Source organism: Paludibacterium purpuratum (assembly GCF_004363805.1).
Classification (GTDB): Bacteria; Pseudomonadota; Gammaproteobacteria; order Burkholderiales; family Chromobacteriaceae; genus Paludibacterium; species Paludibacterium purpuratum.
On record NZ_SNZP01000001.1, the window covers coordinates 221,580 to 242,189 of the forward strand.

At 59.8% G+C, this 20,610-nt stretch carries 18 protein-coding genes and 1 tRNA gene; 6 read left to right on the forward strand and 13 right to left on the reverse strand.

Annotation, left to right across the window (positions count from 1 at the left end):
* Window positions 1-32: 32 nt before the first annotated feature.
* Entirely contained in the window at window positions 33-920 is an 888-nt protein-coding gene (locus DFP86_RS00925) for a slipin family protein (protein WP_133678119.1), read from the reverse strand.
* 363 nt (window positions 921-1,283) lie between these two features.
* Between DFP86_RS00925 and DFP86_RS00930 the strand changes: the two genes are divergently transcribed.
* Both DFP86_RS00930 and DFP86_RS00940 read left to right on the forward strand, forming a co-directional pair.
* Window positions 1,284-1,913, forward strand: coding sequence for a Crp/Fnr family transcriptional regulator (locus DFP86_RS00930; protein WP_243729277.1), 630 nt, complete (start codon window positions 1,284-1,286; stop codon window positions 1,911-1,913).
* A gap of 690 nt (window positions 1,914-2,603) precedes the next feature.
* The gene (locus tag DFP86_RS00940; RefSeq protein ID WP_133678122.1) at window positions 2,604-3,563 is read left to right on the forward strand and encodes a sensor domain-containing diguanylate cyclase; all 960 of its coding nucleotides are present in this window, start codon (window positions 2,604-2,606) and stop codon (window positions 3,561-3,563) included.
* A gap of 156 nt (window positions 3,564-3,719) precedes the next feature.
* On the opposite strand, the gene DFP86_RS00945 is transcribed toward DFP86_RS00940, so the two are convergent.
* Window positions 3,720-3,809: transfer RNA gene (locus tag DFP86_RS00945), tRNA-Ser, on the reverse strand.
* A gap of 190 nt (window positions 3,810-3,999) precedes the next feature.
* Between DFP86_RS00945 and DFP86_RS00950 the strand changes: the two genes are divergently transcribed.
* Window positions 4,000-4,431 (forward strand): hypothetical protein, encoded by a 432-nt coding sequence (locus DFP86_RS00950; protein WP_133678123.1) that lies wholly within the window; start codon window positions 4,000-4,002, stop codon window positions 4,429-4,431.
* 54 nt (window positions 4,432-4,485) lie between these two features.
* Here DFP86_RS00950 and DFP86_RS00955 read toward each other — a convergent pair whose 3' ends face one another.
* The 5 genes from DFP86_RS00955 to apbC all read right to left on the reverse strand — a co-directional run bounded on the left by DFP86_RS00955 (window position 4,486) and on the right by apbC (window position 9,412).
* Window positions 4,486-4,743: a hypothetical protein gene (locus DFP86_RS00955; protein ID WP_133678124.1), complete on the reverse strand. Its 258-nt coding sequence runs from the start codon at window positions 4,741-4,743 to the stop codon at window positions 4,486-4,488.
* Between the two features lie 242 nt (window positions 4,744-4,985).
* A complete protein-coding gene (locus tag DFP86_RS00960; protein WP_133678125.1) occupies window positions 4,986-6,215 on the reverse strand; it encodes a dicarboxylate/amino acid:cation symporter in 1,230 nt (409 codons plus the stop codon).
* Window positions 6,216-6,585: 370 nt separating this feature from the next.
* On the reverse strand, window positions 6,586-7,491 hold the full coding sequence (locus DFP86_RS00965) for a DMT family transporter (protein ID WP_133678126.1): 906 nt from the start codon (window positions 7,489-7,491) through the stop codon (window positions 6,586-6,588).
* Window positions 7,492-7,571: 80 nt separating this feature from the next.
* Window positions 7,572-8,330 (reverse strand): glutamate racemase, encoded by a 759-nt coding sequence (gene murI, locus DFP86_RS00970; RefSeq protein ID WP_208108169.1) that lies wholly within the window; start codon window positions 8,328-8,330, stop codon window positions 7,572-7,574.
* An 11-nt stretch (window positions 8,331-8,341) separates the two neighbouring features.
* On the reverse strand, window positions 8,342-9,412 hold the full coding sequence (gene apbC, locus DFP86_RS00975) for an iron-sulfur cluster carrier protein ApbC (RefSeq protein ID WP_133678128.1): 1,071 nt from the start codon (window positions 9,410-9,412) through the stop codon (window positions 8,342-8,344).
* A gap of 315 nt (window positions 9,413-9,727) precedes the next feature.
* Between apbC and DFP86_RS00980 the strand changes: the two genes are divergently transcribed.
* Entirely contained in the window at window positions 9,728-10,969 is a 1,242-nt protein-coding gene (locus DFP86_RS00980) for an MFS transporter (protein WP_133678129.1), read from the forward strand.
* 59 nt (window positions 10,970-11,028) lie between these two features.
* Complete coding sequence (gene metG, locus DFP86_RS00985; protein WP_133678130.1) at window positions 11,029-13,083, forward strand: methionine--tRNA ligase; 2,055 nt, start codon at window positions 11,029-11,031, stop codon at window positions 13,081-13,083.
* Window positions 13,084-13,157: 74 nt separating this feature from the next.
* On the opposite strand, the gene DFP86_RS00990 is transcribed toward metG, so the two are convergent.
* The 3 genes from DFP86_RS00990 to DFP86_RS01000 all read right to left on the reverse strand — a co-directional run bounded on the left by DFP86_RS00990 (window position 13,158) and on the right by DFP86_RS01000 (window position 17,406).
* Window positions 13,158-13,724, reverse strand: coding sequence for a hypothetical protein (locus tag DFP86_RS00990; protein ID WP_133678131.1), 567 nt, complete (start codon window positions 13,722-13,724; stop codon window positions 13,158-13,160).
* Window positions 13,725-13,976: 252 nt separating this feature from the next.
* Window positions 13,977-15,509: a calcium-binding protein gene (locus DFP86_RS00995; RefSeq protein WP_133678132.1), complete on the reverse strand. Its 1,533-nt coding sequence runs from the start codon at window positions 15,507-15,509 to the stop codon at window positions 13,977-13,979.
* Between the two features lie 310 nt (window positions 15,510-15,819).
* Window positions 15,820-17,406 (reverse strand): ABC transporter substrate-binding protein, encoded by a 1,587-nt coding sequence (locus DFP86_RS01000; protein WP_133678133.1) that lies wholly within the window; start codon window positions 17,404-17,406, stop codon window positions 15,820-15,822.
* Window positions 17,407-17,569: 163 nt separating this feature from the next.
* On the opposite strand from DFP86_RS01000, the gene DFP86_RS01005 reads away from it, so the two are divergent.
* The gene (locus DFP86_RS01005) at window positions 17,570-17,947 is read left to right on the forward strand and encodes a sulfite exporter TauE/SafE family protein (protein ID WP_133678134.1); all 378 of its coding nucleotides are present in this window, start codon (window positions 17,570-17,572) and stop codon (window positions 17,945-17,947) included.
* Here DFP86_RS01005 and DFP86_RS01010 read toward each other — a convergent pair.
* The 3 genes from DFP86_RS01010 to DFP86_RS01020 all read right to left on the reverse strand — a co-directional run bounded on the left by DFP86_RS01010 (window position 17,944) and on the right by DFP86_RS01020 (window position 20,476).
* On the reverse strand, window positions 17,944-19,224 hold the full coding sequence (locus DFP86_RS01010) for an HD-GYP domain-containing protein (RefSeq protein ID WP_133678135.1): 1,281 nt from the start codon (window positions 19,222-19,224) through the stop codon (window positions 17,944-17,946). The genes DFP86_RS01005 and DFP86_RS01010 overlap by 4 nt on opposite strands.
* 157 nt (window positions 19,225-19,381) lie before the next feature.
* Entirely contained in the window at window positions 19,382-19,855 is a 474-nt protein-coding gene (locus DFP86_RS01015) for a BLUF domain-containing protein (protein WP_133678136.1), read from the reverse strand.
* A gap of 141 nt (window positions 19,856-19,996) precedes the next feature.
* A complete protein-coding gene (locus DFP86_RS01020) occupies window positions 19,997-20,476 on the reverse strand; it encodes a BLUF domain-containing protein (protein ID WP_166642100.1) in 480 nt (159 codons plus the stop codon).
* Window positions 20,477-20,610: the final 134 nt, after the last annotated feature.

Below are 20,610 nucleotides of genomic sequence, written 5' to 3' on the forward strand. Positions count from 1 at the left end.
CTTGCCTCTTAACGGGCGCTGCTTGCTGTGGGCTAGTCGGCGTCCACAGCGCTGGCGTGATTGACTACGGTGGCCGGAACGACACTCCGGCTGGGCGAAGGCTTTTTAAGCATGTTAGCCATCGGATTCAAACTATCCACCATGGAGCTGGGAATCAAAATTGTGGTACCGCGCTCTTTGGTGGTTTCATAGATGATATTCATCGCCCGCAATTGCAGCGCGGTGGGGTGTTCTGCGTAGATATTCGCCGCTTCAACAAACTTGCCGGCGATCTCGGCCTCGGCGGAGCCTAGGATGATCCGGGCCTGCTTTTCCCGCTCGGCCTGCGCTTGGCGAGACATGGCGTCCTGCAGCGCTACTGGAATGGCGACATCGCGGATTTCCACCGAGCGCACGGTGATGCCCCATTCCGCGGTTTTATCGCCAATCTTGCGGCACAGTGCCTGATCGGTGCTTTGGCGGTCGCTTAATAGTACGGACAACATCGAGGAGCCGATCATTTCGCGTAGCGAAGTCTGAGCGATCCGATCAATCGCCTGTCGGTAATCGGTGATGGCCAGCGCCGCCTTTTGCGCATCATGCACATGCCAGAAGATGATGGCGTCCACATTCACCGGCACGGTGTCGCGAGTCAGTGCCTGCTCGGCATTGAAGGCGGTGGTCTGGATTCTTTCGTCGATGATGGTTACTACGCGATCCACCACCGGGATGATCAGAAACAGGCCCGGTCCGCTCACTCCGCGCAGTTTGCCGGCGCGTAGCACCACGAATTTCTGCCAAGTGTTGGCCATTCGTAACGATAGTGCCACGATCACGGCGCACATCCACAGTAAAATGGCCAGCGGCAGATAGCCGGCAGCATAAGCCAGCGCACCGGATAAAACGAAAACAGCGACAATAAACGAGGTGATGGCGTTCATGGCGGCGCTCCATGCTAAAGGTTTGAATGCGGGTATTGACTATGCTGAAGCATCGGCGCTTTTACTGGGCGTCATCTGTGCGCTGTCATACATAGGGATGAAGATTGTGGTGCCGTGTCATTACCGGAACGCCACTGCGACAACGTTCAGGGCGCATTGGAAATGCCTCGAATGAGGGCCTTCCCCTGCACTCGCTCTTTGCATGCCCCCAATACTCGTTTTCTGCAATGCGGCTTTCCTTGAGATGGCTTGAAGACTAGAGAGGAAATGACCATGAATGACGACCCCAGGCTGAATGGTTTGCTCGCTGGGCTGCCTGAACGTGAATGGCTAAGATTGGCCCCTCAATTGGAATGGGTGGACATGCCACTGGGTAAAGTGCTGTATGAGCCGGGATGCCCACTGAGCCATATTTATTTCTTGACCTCTGCCATTGTCTCTCTGCTCTACGTGATGGAGGATGGCGCCTCTGCGGAAATCGCCATCGTTGGCCATGAGGGGGCGGTCGGCATCGCCTTGTTCATGGGCGGAGAAACGACGCCGAGCCGCGCGGTGGTTCAAAGCGCCGGCCATGGCTACCGGCTGAAGGCGCAGGCCTTGAAAGACGAATTCAATCGCGCCGAGTCGATGATGCACCAACTGCTGCGCTACACCCAGGCGTTGATTACCCAGATGGGCCAGACTGCGGTATGCAATCGCCACCATTCGCTCGATCAGCAGTTGTGCCGCTGGTTATTGCTGAGCCTGGATCGTCTGCCCGGCAATGAGTTGATCATGACGCAAGAGTTGATCGCCAATATGCTGGGCGTGCGCCGCGAAGGCGTCACCGAGGCCGCGCTCAAACTACAGCGAGCTGGATTGATCCACTATGTGCGGGGCCATATCACCATTGTGGATCGACGTGGACTGGAGCGGCGCACCTGCGAGTGTTATGAGGTGGTGAGAAAAGAGTATCAGCGTCTGCTGACTGCACCGCTACCGCATCAAGCCTGATTGCGCCGGCTCCGGCGCGCCCAGCCACCTGCCGTGCAATACCCCGACCAGGCCCGCGCCCCACGTTCACGGGGGCGTCGGAAGCTGCCGCAACTCATAGGGCAGAATGCCGCCGCCAGCATCACGCCAGGGTTGGAGATATTGGTGCAGGAGGTGATGGCGGCGAACTGCACCGTGCCATGCCCTAGGGCGCATTGAAGCGATCCTTCAGCGCTGGCAGCGCAATCGGGCGACTGACATCGCCGACGCCCAGTTCGGCCAATGCCCCGGCAAGGCGTGAAATCGTGCGGATCGGCCGGAGGCCAGGGGGAACTCGCGCAAACTGTCTTGTGCACTTAGGAGCACGATGTGCTCCTGAGAAGAGGGCAAGGCGGCACGACAGGAGTAATAAGCTTGGGCTATGACTTAGGGATAGACTTCTATCCGACGAAGCGAAATCGCAACGAGCACAGTGCCGCGTGTAGGAGACGATCGCTTCTGCCAACTGTTGGCGGCAAGGGGCAGGCCGCAGGACAGGGCATGAGAAATGCAAAGTGGTGAGCTTGTTCAAAATATTAGGCCATTCAGGCCTGTGCGTTTGTAGAAGAAACCATATAAAAGTGACCATGGGGTGAGTAAATGCGATGGCGCAACGTGATGATATTTTATCCAGTCCGGCGGCGCTGAAATGCGAACACCTTGGAGGTGAAAATGAACTCTATGGGAGCTGCCAATAAAGAAATTGTCGAGCACGATAACTCTTGTAAAAAATGGTCAGTACAAACCAGGCTACGATTGGCTGACTCTCTTTTTACTAGTGTCAGCGAAGGGGTGTGCATCACTGATAATGAACAGAGAATATTGGAAATCAATCAAACCCTATGCAACATCACAGGGTTCAGTAGCAGTGAAATTCTAGGAAGAACGCCTAAGATATTTGCCTCGGAAATCCATAGCAAACTGTTTTTCGATACCATGTGGCTAGCGATTTGCAAACAAGGACAATGGCAAGGGGAAGTATGGAATAGAAATGGTAGTGGAGGTCTGTATGCTATCCGGCTTAATATATCTGCAGTTTATGATTCCAACCAAAAAATAACTCATTATGTTGGAATTATGGGCGATGTGACCCAGCAAAAACTGGATTTGGCTGCAATCACCAAAAGCGCTAACATTGATTCTCTGACCGGATTGCCAAACAGATTGCTTTTCACCGATAGACTTCTTCAAGCAATTTCTCAGGCAGATCGAAATAAAGCACAGATTGCTGTTTGTTTTTTAGATATGGATCACTTTAAGAATATCAATGATATTCACGGCCATCAAAGTGGTGATATCGTATTAAAAGAAATTGCCCGTAGATTGACATTAACAATCAGAGCCGGGGATACCGCAGCGCGACTAGGCGGCGATGAATTTGTACTATTACTCTGGGGTGTAGAAAAGAAGTTTGATTGCAATATGCTTCTGGAAAGAGTTAGACATTTGATATGTCAACCTATCATTCTGCCCGACACGACCATTTTCCCAGCAACCAGCATGGGCGTGGCCATCTATCCCTCTGATGCTGTGCTACCGGATGTCTTGGTCGCTTTGGCCGATGCCGCGATGTACCGGGCTAAAACATCGGGAGGAAATCGTACGATTTATCATCATAAAGGAGCGGATTGACGATTACTCCGCTCTAAAAAACATCACATCGTGACGCGATCCCGTCTGATAAATTGATCTCTATCCGGGCTTGCACTGGGTGCTACTGTTGCAGGGAAAAAAATAAAGCCCCTGAGCTTCATTGGGTTATGAAGAATCAAGGGCTTATTGGGTCACTGGCGGAGAGGGTGGGATTCGAACCCACGTAGGACTCGCGTCCTCCACTGATTTCGAGTCAGGGCCGTTCGGCCTCTCCGGCACCTCTCCGCTGCTCAGTGAGAAGCGAATTCTACGGGCGGGGGGTTGGCTTGTCAACGGGTTTGTCGGTGAAAATCGAGGCCGGATGACAGCGCTGGACGGGTTTGGATCATTCCATCTACTTGCGCTGTGCTCGGTCAGCAAAAAATGCTCTTGTAATGTATGGTAAAACCATGGCGATGCTTGGAGGGACAGGGCGATGACACAGGGATTGCCGGCGGGGTCGCCGGTGTCGAGCCGATGTAGCGGGGCGGTGGCTTGGCTGTACGTGGAAGGCCCTTGGGATGCCGAACGGGTGCGGTTGGCGCGCGATCATTTCGAAGAGACGCGCGCGGTGCATCCGCTGCCGACGCCATGGGGATTGATCGTGGTGGTGCTGGGCTCGACGGTGTGTGTGCCGGAGGCGTTGCTGGCATTGCGTGCCGCCGCGCGTCAGGATGCGCGCATGGCGGGGCGAGTAGCTACGGCTTGGGTGATGGCGCCGGGGTTGGAAGGGCGCAGCATCATGCCGGCCGTTTTGCACACCGTCTATCAGGATATTTGCCCGTTGGCGGTGTGCGCCAACGAAGCGGATGCCGAGCATTGGCTGCAGGCGCGGCTGGCCGAGCATACGACGGGCGCCAAGCGGTAATCTCTCGCGTTCACCGTCGGCCGGGGAGCCGTGCTCCCCGCCTCCGAAAAGGCCTTAGTCGGCCGTTAGCACCAGGCACCCTGCCATATGCCGCGCTTGCGCGGCCTTGGGCAGATACAACCAAGACATGTTGGCATCGATCGGTTCGAACGCCCACGGCAAGCGGCTATCGACGATCAAGCGGCACTCGTCGGAATTTGCACGACTGCCGCGCGGCAAGCACAACACGGAAATCAGGGAAAGTAACTGCTGTTGGCGGGAATCCGGGTTTGGAAAAGAAACGAGGGTTGCATTACCATCTTGAGTAGCCATTCTGACTCCTGCTATGAGTTGGTTTGGTCAGCGGGCCCGGCGGTGTTCCTAGCACCCCGGGCCCGCGCCTCTACGCGGCAAAGGCCGCACCAGTAGACTACCCAGCCGCATACCAACTGACAACCAAGCGCGACCGTCAGAAAATGCTGAAAATGCATGCCATACCGGTTCCTACCGAACGAACAACCCAAAAAAAACGCCATGCCCGTGGGCATGGCGTACCAGTGTCGCGTTTCGTTGAATCAGCTCTTGAGCTCGTTTTCCCACTTGGCGACCACGGCGGTGGCAATCGAGTTGCCCATGACGTTGGTGGCGGAACGGCCCATGTCCAGGAAGTGGTCGATGCCGAGGATCAGCAGCAGGCCGGCTTCCGGGATGTTGAACTGCGGCAGCATGGCGGCGATGACCACCAGCGAGGCGCGCGGTACGCCGGCCATACCCTTGGAGGTCACCATGAACATCAGCAGCATGGTGATTTCCTGGGTCAGGGTCAGCGGGATGTTGAACGCTTGCGCCAGGAAGATGGTGGCGAAGGTGCAATACATCATCGAGCCGTCGAGGTTGAACGAGTAGCCCATCGGCAGCACGAAGCTGGCGATCTTATTGGAAACGCCGAAGCGTTCCAGCTGTTCCAGGGTCTTCGGGTAGGCGGCTTCCGAACTGGCGGTGGAGAAGGCCAGCAGGATCGGCTCGCGAATCGAGCGTACCAGCGTCAGTACGCGCGGGCCGATGAACAGGCCGCCGATCAGGATCAGCGCGCTCCACAGCAGCAGGATCGACAGGTAGAACTCGCCGAGGAACTTGCCGTAGGTGCCGAGGATGGCCAGGCCGTCCTTGGCGACGGTGGCGGCCAGCGCTGCGAACACGGCGATAGGCGCAACGGCCATCACGTAGCCGGTGAGCTTCAGCATGACGTGGGCGGCGACGTCCATCAGGTCGACCAACAGCTTGGCACGTTCGCCCAGAGCGGCGCAGGAGGTGCCGAAGAACAGCGAGAACACCACGATTTGCAGAATCTCGTTGTTGGCCATGGCATCGAACACGCTCTTCGGGAAGGCGTGGGTGATGAAGTCCTTGACGCTCATGGCGCTGGCCTTGATGCCGGAGTCGGCGTGCAGATCGGGCAGCGGCAGGTTGACCGCGACACCCGGCTTGAGCAGGTTGACCATGATCAGACCGAGGGTCAACGACAAGAGCGATGCCGAGATGAACCACATCAGCGTCTTGCCGCCGACGCGGCCGACGCTCTTGCCGTCGCCCATGCGGGCGATGCCGGCCACCAGGGTGGTGAAGACCAGCGGTGCGATGATCATCTTGATCAGGCGCAGGAAGATATCGGTCAGCATGCCGATGTTGTCGGCGAAGGACTTCAACGCGGCCGGATCGGTGGTGCCCGAACGGACGAACATACCGGTCAGAATGCCTAGCACCATGCCGAGCAAGATGAATAGTGTGAGTTTCTTTGACTTCATAGTGTGTGTGGTGTCCCTTGAGATAGCGTATTCGTTCCCGTTGCGGCCGTTATGTATCTGTTATGTTTTTGCGCTGCGGCTGCGACGAACCGAGCCTCGATACATGATATTGGTCTTGTTCTGAATCGAGACGAGGAAAACTCTTAAAGAGTTAGGGGGCGATTATAGTCATCATGGCGGAATATGTCTTTATGTTGGGTATGGCGGCCATACTTTTTTGCATAACCTGCAGTTTTTTTGCCACTGCAACACAAATTTTGGCATTAAATATATTCAAATGGCATGGTTTGGAAATATTTCATCCGAGTATTGCAGAGCAGGCAAGCAAAAAGCCGGGAAACCCCGGCTTGGTCATGGCGTGGTGCAGCGATCAGCGCCGACGCAGGAATAGGCTCGGTTGGTTGATGACCAGGGCTGCGGCGATCAAGGCCAGCGCGATCCAGGCATTCAGGCCGATGGTCTCTTCGGCGATCCAGGCGCCGATCACGACGCCGACCGGCGGCACCAGATAATTGGTCAAGGAGGTGAAGACCGAGCCGGCCATCTGGATCAAACGGGCGAACATCAGATACACGATCCCGGCGCAGAACACGCCCAGCACCAACAGCGCTTCCAAGGTGCCCAGGCTGATGTGCAGTGTCCAGGGGCGGTCGACGATCAGGGCCAGTACGATCAACGGCAGGGCCGCCAGCGCCAGGATGTTGCGCACGGTGATGACCGGGGAGAGGCCGCCCAGGCGGTTGAACATCAGCAGGCTGACCGAGACGCTGGCGGCGGCGCCGAGCACGGCCAGCTCGCCTAACAGGCTATCGGCCCAGTTGCCGGACAGACCGGGCATCACCAGGATCAGGATGCCGACGAAGCCGGTCGCGACGCTGGCGACGGCCGGCAAGCGCCAGTGCGGGCCGGCGACGAACAGCGGCGCCAGCACGATGGTGAAGATCGGGATCGTGCCCATCAGAATCGATGCGACGCTGCTTTCGACGCGCGTCTGTCCCCAACCGAGCAGAAACAACGGCAGTAGCGCTTCGAAAAAGGCCAGCAACAAGTAGGTCGGCAGCAAGCGGCGCGCCGATGCCGCGGCATGACGGCGTTCGTCCGGCATGAACAGACCGATGAGCGCGAGGGTGAGCGCACCGATGGCGGCACGGCTGGCCGCGAGCGTCAAGGGCGGCAGCTCGCGGATCACGATCTGGTTGAAAATGAACTGCGCGCCCCAGATCAGGGCGATGGCCAGCAAGAGTAGGTAATGAATCGGGCTGGGCGATTTGTGCATGAAAGGCTTTCTTCGCAAAAAATGAAAAAAACGCGCCCCTACCGCCTGGCGTGCAGGCGGTGTGGGAGCCTTCCGGTTTATTAGATGCCGGCGTGTAGCACCGGATAAGGTTGTCCGATCAGAACCGGTAATACGTCGGACATGTGGGCCGGATCGTCCGTGGTATAGAAACGGTATCCGGCCGGTTGGCTGGGGGTCATACCCGCCAGCAGATCGGCGGCGCGGCGCGCGATGGCGTCCGCCGGGTCGTCCAATACCATGTCCGGGCCGACGAGTTCGCGAATCAGCGGCGCCAGGAACGGGTAGTGGGTGCAACCGAGCACGATGTGATCGACGTGCTCTGCCAACAAAGGTTCAACGACGGCTGCCACTTTTTCTTTGGCCGCCTGGCTGTCCAGTTCGCCAGCCTCGACCAGCTCGACCCAGCCGCGCCCGGGGCGCGGCAGGACTTCGACCGTACCCGCATGGCGCTGCAGCAGCGAGCGGAAGCGGGCGCTTTGCAGCATGAATTCGGTGGCGAGCACCGCGATGCGTCCGCTGTGGCTGGCTAGCGCGGCGGGCTTGACCGCCGGTTCGATGGCCACGATCGGGATCGGCAGTTCGCGGCGCATGACGTCCACCGCTGCGCTGGTCGCGGTGTTGCAGGCGACCACCAGCAGGGCGGCGCCCTGTTGGTGCAGGAAATGGCCGATACGCAGGCTGCGCTCGGTCAGCTCCTCGCGGCTCTTCGAGCCGTAAGGCAAATAGGCCTGGTCCGCCAGATAGGTGACCGGCCAGTCGGGCAGGGCGCGGGCAACGGCGCGCCAGACGGATAGCCCGCCCAAGCCCGAATCGAACATGGCAATCATCGTTAGTTACGCTGAATGACGATTTTGGGGAACTTGCTGCTGAAGTCCTGCGCCTGCTCGCCGACCTTGACGGCCACGCGTTGGGCCAGTTCGCGGTAGCTGGCGGCGACCGGGCTGTCTGGGTCGCCGATCACGCTCGGCCGGCCCTCGTCGGTGGCGGCGCGGATGGCGATATCGAGCGGCAGCGAGCCCAGCAGTTCGACGCCGTATTCTGCGGCCATTCGCTCGCCGCCGCCGCTGCCGAAGATGTGCTCGGCATGGCCGCAGTTCGAGCAAACATGGATCGCCATGTTTTCCACCAGGCCGAGGATCGGCACGCCGACCTTTTCGAACATCTTCAAGCCCTTCTTGGCGTCGAGCAAGGCGATGTCCTGCGGAGTGGTGACGATCACCGCGCCGGTGACCGGCACCTTTTGCGCCAGCGTCAGCTGGATGTCGCCGGTGCCCGGCGGCAGGTCGATCACCAGATAGTCGAGGTTGTCCCACTGCGTGTCGTTGAGCAGTTGCTGCAGCGCCTGCGAGACCATCGGGCCGCGCCATACCATGGCTTGGTCGGCATCCACCAGGAAGCCAATCGACATGATCTGCACGCCGTGGTTGACGATCGGCACGATGTGCTTGCCGTCCGGCGACTCGGGCCGTTTCCCGGCCACGCCCATCATCAGCGGTTGCGATGGGCCGTAGATATCGGCATCCAAAAGACCGACCCGCGCTCCTTCGAGCGCCAGTGCCAACGCCAGGTTGACGGCGGTGGTCGACTTGCCGACCCCGCCCTTGCCCGAGGCGACGGCGATGATGTTCTTGACGCCGGGAATCAACGGTACGCCGCGTTGGGCGGCATGGCTGATGACCTGGCTCTCGACGCGAATGTCGAGCGAGCGCCCTGCGGCGACAGGGGCGAGCGCCGCGGCGAACTGGGCGCGAACCGTTTCGAGACGGCTCTTGGCCGGATAGGGCAGTGCGACCTCCAGGCCGATACGCGTCGCGTCGACTTGCAGATTTTTGCAGCGATACGGTTTTTGGGTGATCGGGTCGATCTGCGCGGCGAGAATGGCGTCGATTTGGGAGGTCATGAGTGTATTTCGGTGCCGAGATGGAGTCGTGGGACTGGAATGTCCGAGTATTCTACTCAAACTTTGTCTGCGAGTCAGGGCATTTTACCCGGAAATGACAAAGCGCGTCGGTAATGAGCGTGAGTATTCTCCTATACGCAAACGGGCCATGCACCGGTCGACGCGATCGCGCCGCAGGGCCGGGGTGCCGCCGACTAGTTTCATGTGATACAATCTAAGCCGTTGAATTTATGCACATGCCGATGTTCTTGGCGAGTGCGGGAGGCCGGGCCTGTCATGCCCGGCCTCTTTCGTTCTTTATCGAAAGGTTTTTCCATGCAGAAACATGCGGCTCTTTCCCCCGCCACCTTGTTGTTCCCGCTCGCGCTCGTGCTGTTCGAATTCTCGGTTTATATCGCCAACGACATGATTCAACCCGGCATGCTGGCCGTGGTGCGCGAATTTGGCGTCGACGCCTCCTGGGTGCCGACCTCGATGACCGGTTTCCTGCTGGGCGGCGCGCTGCTGCCGTGGCTGATGGGGCCGTTGTCCGACCATATCGGCCGCCGTCCGGTGATGCTGTGGGGCGTGGCATTCTTCATCTTGTCTTGCCTGGGGACCTTGTGGTCGCACGATATCGTTAGCTTCATGGTGCTGCGCGTGTTGCAGGGGATGGGGTTGTGCTTCATCTCGGCGGTCGGCTACGCGGCCATCCAGGAGGCATTCGAGGAGAAAGCCGCCGTCAAGGTGACCGCCTTGATGGCCAATGTGGCGCTGATCGCACCGCTGGTGGGCCCGGTGGCCGGCGCGGCGCTGGTTCAGGCATGGCCGTGGCGCGGCAGCTTCATGGTGATTGCCGCCGTGGCCACAGTGTCGTTTGTCGGCCTGATCGCCTCGATGCCGGAAACCGTGCGTCGCGGCGAGCATGCGTTGAGCCTGGGGAAGCTGGCGCGCGACTATCGCGAAGTGTTCGCCAATCGTCGCTTCGTCGCTTCGGCCTTGTGCATTCCGCTGATGGCGTTGCCGCTGCTGGGCTGGATCGCCCTGTCGCCGGTGATGCTGGTCGAGGATGCCGGGATGAGCATGCTGCAGTATGGCCTGTGGCAGGTGCCGGTGATCGGCGCGCTGATCGTCGGCAACTTGCTGCTGGTGAAATTCGCCGACCGCTGGCCGTTGGGTCATTCGGTCGCGGTCGGGCGCCTGCCTGCGTTGGCGGGGGTGCTGGTGATCGTTGCCGGCAGTCTGTTCCCTTCGCTGCAGTTCTACTTCCTGATCGCCGGCATGAGCCTGGTGACCCTGGGCGAGGGCTTGGCCTTCGCCGTGCTGTATCGCTTTGCGCTGACCGCCTGCGACGTGGCCAAGGGGGCGGTGGCCGCCAGCATGACCATGCTGTCGATGGCGGTGTACGCCTGCGGCATCGAAGGGCTTAAGCGCGCCTACTTGACGGGCGGCTATGTCGGCTACGCGCTGTTGGTGCTGTTGTTGACCACGATGTTCTTCCTGCTGTCGCGCCGCATGGTCGGCGTGGCCATGGCCGAGCGTGCGCCGGGTGGCCGTCTGGCCGAAGAAGGCGCGTGATCCGCGTGCCTAGCAACTGTTATACTTTGCCGATTGAGTGACGAAAAGGGACGAAAAGAATGACAGCAAAACGCAAAATTCTGGTGACCAGCGCGCTGCCTTACGCTAACGGCGCCATCCACCTCGGCCATATGGTCGAGCATATCCAGACCGATATCTGGGTACGGTTCCAGAAGATGCGCGGCCACACCTGTCATTATGTCTGCGCCGACGACACCCACGGTACGCCGATCATGCTGGCGGCCGAGAAGCAGGGGCTGACGCCCGAGGCATTGATCGAGCGGGTGCGCGGCGAGCACCTGGCCGATTTCGCCGGCTTCCACATCGGCTACGACAACTATTACAGTACCCACTCGCCCGAGAACAAGGCGTTCGCCACGCAGATCTATCTGGCGCTGCGCGATAACGGCAAGATCGTCAGCCGCACCATCGAACAGCTGTACGACCCGGAAAAGCAGATGTTTCTGCCGGATCGTTTCGTTAAGGGCGAATGCCCGAAGTGCGGGGCGCACGACCAGTACGGCGACAACTGCGAGGTCTGCGGCGCCACCTATGCCCCGACCGAGCTGAAGAACCCGTTTTCGGTGGTCTCCGGCGCCAAGCCGGTGCTCAAAACCTCCGAGCACTACTTCTTCCGCCTGGGCGAGTGCGCCGATTTTCTCAAGAAATGGACCGCCGGTTCGACCCGGCTGGCCGATGGCCGCGTCCAGTCGCATCTGCAGGCCGAATCGCTCAACAAGATGAACGAGTGGATCGAGGGCGGTCTGCAGGATTGGGACATTTCGCGCGACGCGCCGTATTTCGGTTTCGAGATTCCCGACGCGCCAGGCAAGTATTTCTATGTCTGGCTCGATGCGCCGATCGGCTATATGGCGTCGTTTAAGCACCTGTGCGATCGCATCGGCCTCGACTTCGACGAGTATTTCAAGCCGGACTCCAAGGCCGAGCTGGTGCATTTCATCGGCAAGGACATCCTGTATTTCCACGCGCTGTTCTGGCCGGCCATGCTGCAGTATGCCGGTCTGCGCACGCCGACCGGCGTGTTCGCCCATGGCTTCCTGACCGTCGACGGCCAGAAGATGTCCAAGTCGCGCGGCACGTTCATCACCGCCAAGAGCTATCTGGATTGCGGGTTGAACCCGGAGTGGATGCGTTATTACATCGCCGCCAAGCTCAATGCCCGCATCGAGGATATCGACCTGTCGCTGGAGGATTTCATCGCCCGCGTCAATTCGGATCTGGTCGGCAAGTACATCAATATCGCCTCGCGCGCGGCGGGTTTCGTCGCCAAGCGTTTTGGCGGCCGGCTGGCGCCGGCGCTCGGCGAGCATGCGCTACTCGATAGCCTGCAAGCAGCGGCCGAGCCGATCGCACAGGCGTTCGAGGCGCGCGAGTATGCCCGCGCACTACGCGACATCATGGCCTTGGCCGATCAGGTCAACGGTTATGTCGACGCCAATAAGCCGTGGGAGCTGGCCAAGCAGGAGGGCAGCGACGCGCGTCTACATGAAGTGTGCACGGTGCTGATCAACGCTTTCCGCCTGCTGAGCATCTATCTCAAGCCGGTGCTGCCGCGTTTGGCCGAGGGTGTCGAAGCGTTCCTGCAGATCGCGCCGCTGGCGTGGGAGGACGCAGGTCAGTTGCTGCTGGATCACCAGATCCAGCCCTACCAACACCTGATGACCCGCGTCGAGCAGGCCCAGGTGGATGCGCTGATCGTGGCCAACAAGCAGACCATCGAGGCGGCCAAGCCGGCGGCGGCCCAGTACGAGCCGCTGGCGCCCACCATTGGTATCGAAGATTTCGCCAAGCTCGACTTGCGCGTCGGCAAAGTGCTCGATTGCCAGTTCGTCGAGGGTTCGACCAAGCTGTTGCAATTCACGGTCGATCTGGGGTTCGAGCGCCGCAATATTTTCTCGGGCATCCGTAAGACTTACAGCGATCCGGCCAAGCTGATCGGCCGTAGCGTGGTGGTGGTCGCCAACCTGGCGCCGCGCAAGATGCGCTTCGGTGTGTCCGAAGGCATGATCGTCTGCGCCGGGTTGGACGAAGAGCACGATTTCCATCTGCTCGACGTCGATGCCGGCGCCGAGCCGGGCTGGCGTTTGAGCTGACGTTTTAGCGGTGAAATAGGGAAGGGGAGCCGGGTTTTTGCCTGGCTCCCCTTCCCATTTTGGGACTTGTTTGATTACATCGTTTCGGCGGATGTCAGCATCCGATTCAGTGCCTCGTACTGTGAAGCCCCCCACGTCACATTGTCGGCGAAGAAGGCGTCGTCGTTGCTGGCGGTTTCCTCGATCAGCGACCGTTTGCTGCGCGACCACTGGTTATCGGGAGTGTCGGCGGAGGTCGGAAGATGTTGCAGTATTTCTGTCCGTGACGACCATCGTGTGTCGGTGAAGCGAATGCTTTCGACGCCGGCGGTCTCGCCGTCGAGCATGCCCAAGATCGTGATCGTGCCGTCATCGCCACCCTGTTTCGCGCGGATGACCAGGATGACGTCGTTGTTTTGGCGCTTGACGGTGACTTCGTCGGACCGGATGCCGATAAGCACCAGTTTGTCGTAGTCACCTTCTCCGTTCAGGTCGATGATGGTGTCGTGTCCACCGCAGTGGCCATAGAGGTAGGTATCGTTGCCCGGGCCCCCTGCGAGTATGTCGTTGCCATCCGTTGCGGCGCATGCCGCCCGTTTCGTGCGTGACGCCTGGATGGAAGTCGAGGTATCGGTGCTGTCATGGGAATAGGGTGTCTTCATCGGGTTCTTCTCCGTGACGTGTTGAGTACTGTGCGATTGGGCGCTGAGTTGATTTGGCCCAGGTGCCTCTGGGCTCGTCGGAGTACTGATTTGAGCCGCGACGATGCTGCGAGTCAACGCGTTGTCGGCACTATGGCCGATCTCTGTCATGAGGATCGGTTGTCGTCTGTCGGAAGAGGGAGCGAGTGGGATGTAGGGATGGGAAGCCGGGTTTTCGCCCGGCCCCCCTTTCCGCTTTAGGGGCCTGTTCTGTTACATCGTTTCGGCGGATGTCAGCATCCGATTCAGTTCCTCGTACTCTGAAGCCCCCCACGTCACATCGTCGTCGGAGAAGGCGTCGTCGTTACTGGCGATAGTTTCGTTGGTCAATATGGTCTGTAGCATGGTCGTGCCGCCATGGGCGTCTTGGCTCTCCTGGGCGGTCGGGCTGTGGTTCGCGCTGTCATCGTCCATGCCTTCGCCGCCCGTCGACCGTTTCATGCGCGAACCGTGGGTGGTCGACAAGGTGTCGTCGCTCTCGCTGGGCGTGAAGAGATGCCCCAGTATTTCCCGCCGTGACGACCACTCCACATCGGTGTACTTGATGCTTTCGACACCGGCGTGCTGGCCGTCGAGCATCCCCTTGATCGTGATGGTGCCGCCATCGCCGCCTTGTTTTGTCTGGATGGTCAGGATGATATCGCTGCCTTGGCGCGAGACGGTGACCTCGTCGGATTGGATGTCGAGGAATTCCACCTTGTCGTGAAAGCCTTCGCCGTCCTTTTCGATAATGATGTCGCTGCCGTCGCCGCGTTTATAGCGATAGGTGTCGTTGCCGGTGCCGCCCGCCATCGTGTCGTTGCCCCTGCGGCCTTGCATGAGATCGTGGGGGCCGGCGCCAATGAGGCCGTCGCTGCCGGTGAGGTTGTCGGCACCGTCGGTCGCGGCCTGCGTAACCAGTTTCCCGAGTATTTCTCGCCGTGACGTCCATTCCGTGTCGGAGAATTGGATGCTTTCGACCCCGGCGCTCGGGCCGACGAGCATGTCCTTGAGGGCGAGGGTGTCGCCATTGCCGTTGATGGTCAGGATGACGTCGTTGCCCTGGCGCGAGATGGAGACCTCGTCGGAGCGGATGTCGGTGAACTTCAGTTTGTCGTGAAAGCCTTCGCCGTCCTTTTCGGTAATGATGTCGCTGCCGTCGCCGCGTTTATAGAGATAGGTGTCGTTGCCGTCGCCCCCCTTGAGTGTGTCGTTGCCTTGGTCGCCATGCAGGATATTGTCGGTGTCGTCGCCGCTGCTGAGATCGTTGTCACCGTTCTCGTTACCATCAGTCGCGGCGTCTGTCGATCGTTTCGTGCGTGATGTTTGGGGCGAGGTGTCGTCGCTTTCGGTCGGCGTACTGAGATGTCGCAGTATCTCGGCCCGTGACGTCCACTGCACGCCGTCGGAGAAGCTGATGAATTCGACACCGGCGGTCTCGCCATCAAGCATGCCCGTGATTGTGATGGTGCCGCCATCGTTGCCATGTCTGGGCTTGACGGTCAGGATGATGTCGTTGCCCTGGCGCGTGACGGTGACATCGTTAGACGTGACGTCGTGGAGGTGCAGATAGTCCTCAGCACCTTCCCCCTCCCTTTCGATAATGATTTGATCCCCGACGCCACGAGGGTAGTTATAGGCAAAGTAGTGAGCGCCGCTCTCGTCGAAGCCATTGCTGTCGGTCGCGGGGAGAGACGACCGTTTCATGCGTGATGCTTGGGTTGCGGACGAGGCGGCGGTGCTGCCATGGAAGTGGGTAGTCTTCATCGGGTTCTTCTCCTTGACGTGTTGATTACAAGCGCGGTTGAGAACGGGTCAGACTTGCCCGAGAGGTTCCTGCAACAAGAGTGTGCGGGAACCGTTGAAGGCTTTATCGCCGGATTTCTTGCCGTTTGGGAGGGGCGAATTGAACGGTGGCCCAGGGCTCGTCTGAGGCACCGATTTGAGCCGCGATGATTCGGCGAGTCAACGCGTTGTAGTCACTATGGCCGATCTCTGTCATGACGATCGGAGAACGCCTGACGGAGGAGGGGAGCGGTGGTGGAGGAATCCTCCTATTTCCCCGCTCCCTCCGCTGCTACTTGATGCTGACGTGCGAGAAGTCTTGGCGGCCGAACGGGTTGACGCGGTAGCCGCCGATGCGCTTGGCTGTCATGACGTACAACGTCGGGTGCGCCAACGGCAGCCATACCGTCTGGTCGTGGATGATTTTTTGTGCGGCCAGATAGTTGCGCGAGCGTTGACCGATGTCCGAGCTGGTCTTGCCGGCACTGATCAGTTTATCGAGCTTCGGGTCGCAATAACGGGCGAAGTTGGTGCCGGATTTAACCGCGGCGCAGCTGAATTGCGGTGTCAGGAAGTTGTCCGGGTCGCCGTTGTCGCCGGCCCAGCCCATGAATAGCATGTCGTGCTCGCCGGCCTTGCCGCGGCGGATCAATTCGCCCCACTCGATGACCTGTACCTTGGCGCGGATGCCGACACGCGTCAGGTCGGCCTGGAGCAATTCGGCGCCGGCCCGCGGGTTGGGGTTCAGCATGCTACCGCTCGGCCGTACCCAGATGGTGGTGTCGAAGCCTTGCGGGTAACCGGCCTGGGCCAGCAGTTTCTTTGCGCCGGCGATATCGTGGGGCCACGGTTTCAGATTCCGGGCATAGCCCCAGGTATTGGGCGGGTAGGGCAGCACGGCTTCGGTGGCGGTGCCGCCGAATACGGCGGAGAGATAGCTGGCGTGGTCGAACGCCAGATTGACGGCGCGCCGCACCAGGGGATTGTCGAAGGGTTTCTTTTGGCTGTTCATGGCCACGAAGGCGGTCATGAAGGCCGGCGAGGACTGTACTTTCAGCGCCGTGTCGCCGCGTGCGCTCAGTACGTCCTGCGGTGTGGGCGATAGGGCGATCTGGCATTCGCCGGCCTTGAGCTTCTGCAGGCGCACCGACGGCGAGGGGGTGACGGCGAAAATCAGCTGATCGACCTTGGCCCTGCCGGCGAAGTAGGACGGGTTGGCGCTATAGCGGATGGTGCTGTCCTTGATGTAGCTCTTGAATACGAAGGGACCGGTACCGATCGGCTTGCTGTTGAGCTCTTGCGGTTTGCCGGCGCTCATCAACTGGTTGGCGTACTCGGCGGAATAAATCGAGGCGAAGCCCATGCTCAGGGTCGACAGGAAGGTCGATTCCGGGCGAGACAGGATGAATTGCACGGTGTGGCTGTCGAGCGCGCGCACGGTTTGGATCAGCGATGGCAGTTGCAGCGAGGTGGCGTGCGGGAAGGTGCCGGTCGAGATCTTGTTCCAGGGGTTGGCCGGGTTGAGCATGCGTTCGAAGGTGAACACCACGTCGTCGGCGGTCAGTTTGCGGCTCGGTTTGAAGTAGTCGGTGCTATGGAAGCTGACATCCGCCCGCAAGGTGAAGGTATAGGCACGGCCATCGGGGCTGACGCGCCAGCTCGACGCCAGCGAGGGGACGACCTTGCCGCTGTCCGGGTCATAGTCGACCAGGCGGTTCATCAGCGCGTCGGCCGACGCGTTGGTGGTGACGAGGGCGTTGTATTGCACCACGTCGAAGCCGTCGGGATTGGCTTCGGTGCAGACGGTCAGGGTGTTGGCTGCCCATGCCGACGAAGCAGTGAAGGCGGCGAGCATCAGGCCTTGGCGAATGGGGTGCATTTCTTGTTCTCCGGAGCTAGCGTGGGATCGGCTGAGTATAAAGTTTTTACGCGCCGGGTGCTAAAACAACATTCTATATGCATAGATTTTGTTGGGAATATTAAGCAAATAACATTGAGTATATGGAATATACTTATTCCATATAGTGCTTTGGATTGCGGGTATGTTTTCAGCGTTGGAGTGGTGTTTGTTGGTGGCGATCGGCCTGACGGCCGGCGTATCGTCCGGGGTATTCGGCATCGGCGGCGGCATCCTGGTGGTGCCGGCGTTGGTGTTCTTGCTGCATTTCCCGATGCCGCGCGCGATTGGCACCAGCCTGGCGGTGCTCTTGCCGCCGGTAGGGGCGGCGGCGGTCTGGTCTTATTACCGGGCTTCGATGGTCGATGTACGCGCCGCCGCGGTGTTGGCGGCGATGCTGTTCGTCGGCGCCTGGTTCGGCGCGCAATGGGTGCAGCGCATGGATAGCCACTTGCTGAAAGTGTTGTTCGGCGTGTTCTTGATGGCGATCGGCGGTTATACCATCTATTCCGCGCGCGCTTAGCGCTGGGCGCCGGCGCGGAAGTATTTGCGCACCGCCGCGGCCAGTTGGTGCTTGAGCGCGTCGGTTTCGGCGGCGTGGTAGCGCGCGTAGAGTTTGGGCGCCAGCGTCTCGAAAACCGCCAGCATGGCCGGATCGAAATGGCTGCCGCGTCCCGCTTGCATCATCGTCAATGTTTGCGCCAAGGCAAACGCCTCTTTGTAGGGCCGGCGCGAGGTCAGTGCGTCGAAAACGTCCACGATGGCGAACAGGCGGGCGTTGAAGGGGATGGCATCGCCGCGCAGTCCTTGCGGATAGCCGCTACCGTCGTAGCGCTCGTGGTGGCCGCCCACCACGTCTTGCGCCAAATCCAACCATCTGACTTCTCCAATGATCTGTAGCCCGATGTCTACGTGCCGTTTCATCTGGGCGAACTCGGCGTCGTCGAGTGCGTCCGGCTTGAGCAGGATACGATCCGAAATGCCGATTTTGCCGACATCGTGCAAGAAGGCGCCGGCCATCAGGGCGATGATGTCGCGCGGCGCGCGCCGTAAGGCTTCCGCTAGTGCCACCGCATAGAGAGTGACCCGAAAGTTGTGGCTGTCGGTGTCTGCGTCGCGCTTGGCGATCGCGCTGCCGAGCACGCGCAAGAGCTCGACGTTGCTGTCGAGCAGGTTGTGGCTTAGACGCACGGCATCGCGGTTGAGCGAAAGTATGACCGGGTAGATGGCGAGTGTGCTGAGCGCCACCACCAGCAAGACGCCGATCAATGTGTTGCGTATGCGGTGGGCGATGGCGCGCGCGGTTTCGGGGGGCACCAGATACGTGGATTGGAAATAGCCGAGCGGACGTCCGGCGCCATCTCGCAGCGCGACCAGCGATTGGACGTAGATGTGTTCGCCGACCCGCACGGCGCTTTGATGTCCTGCCTCAAGCGGGGCAAAGACCGCCGGTTGATCCGCCGGGCCGCGCCAACTGGCGCCGAGCGGGTGCATGTCGGCGTCGAACAGCCGTATGCCGACGAACGGTGTGCGCGGCAGCGCCTGGTCGAGGCGCGCGTGCAGGGTGTCCGGTGTCTGGCGAAACAAGTCCACGACACTGCTCTGGCGGAACTGCTGCACGGCATCGGTCGATAAATTGAATACCAACTGGTCTACTTGCTCCGATTCGAGCCGCCAGGCCGCGAAACCGGCCACCAGCGATAGCAGCAGCCATGCCGGTATCAGCCGCTTGAGCAGCGCGCGGTGCACATTCGGTCGGTGCGGGTGGAGCAGATAGTCGAGATGACGATAAGAGATCACGGCTCACCTCATCTGTTGGGCCTATCGTCTATTTTAGACGTTTGTCATGGCTGCCAGCAGTAGCGCGTGGCGTCGCGGATTCGACATGTGCTTTTCTTGTGAGGGGACGAGTCGGGTTGTGAGGCGGGTTTCAAGGCGAAACAACGCGTGGGGAAGTTCAGAATCCGCGGGTGCGTTGCATGATGGTGGGTTTCTGGCTAGAGGGAAACCGGACACGCCATTTGCCGTCGATGAACTCGCGGATGACGCTCAAGGTCCGCTTGCCGTTGAGGTCGGCCGGGTCGATCTGTTCGATGTCCATGATCGAGACGTCGCCAGGAGCCGGATCGTTGGGCGTTTCATCGCCTCTAATCAAGCCAAGGCTCCAGCCGGTGAAAATCGGCGCGTCGATTTCTTGCCGGGCCAGCAGCAGCAGCTTATAGCGGGTCGAGTCCTGGAAGACTTGGCGATAGTAGCGATCGACGTCCTCTTCCGGGCCTTCGATGACCTGCAAGAATTCTTGTCCCATCAGCACCATGACGCCGGTAATGCCGTCGCGCTGATTTCGGCGGCGACAGTCTGCCAGGAAGGCTTCAAGCCGTGGTGCGTCCGGCTCGGCGGCGACCGAGCCACTGTAGATCAGGCGAATCACTGCATGGCTCTTCTTAAAAAAATGAGGGGGTCGATACTACTTTTTACATCTTTGGCATATGGAATGCAAAATGCATTTTGTGTGCGATTTTAAGCCATTGCTGGCAATCGTCGGTCGGCTATATGTGGGCGAGGAGCTGTCTTATAGGACAGGGCGCTGTCGATGCAGCACGATGGGCTGGTTCGGGTCGAGCTGACTGCGGTGCCATTTGCCGAGGATGAAGTCGCGCATCACCTTCAGGGTGTAGCGTTCGTCGGCATTCTTGCCTTCTGCGTTCTGGATTTCGATCAGGGTTGGCTGAGCGTTGGGGGCGGATTCGTCGCCGGGGAGCGGCGGTTGGATCAGGCCCAGGTGCCAGTGGCCGAACATCGGGGCATCGATGGTCTGGCGCGCTACCAGCACCAGGCCGTAGCGATGGCTTTGCTGGCTGAGTTGGTCGTACATCTGCTCGACGGCGGCATCCGGGCCTTCGATGACCTGCAGGAAGTCGCGCCCCATCAGCACCATGGCGCCGCACAGCCCGTGACGGCGATTACGGGCGCGGCTGTCGCCCAGGAATGCGTCGAGCTGGGGCTGAGAGGGGGCGGCCGGCAAGGCGCCGCTGAAGATAAGACGTATCACGTTAATGCCTGTTTTCAATAAGCAATCCAAGGACTCCTGTTACGGTTATACATAATCCTCTTTATGTTGAACAGATGAATCGCAAAGCAAAAAGTTATAATTGGCGCCACAGATCGATAGGAGTCGTAAGCAGA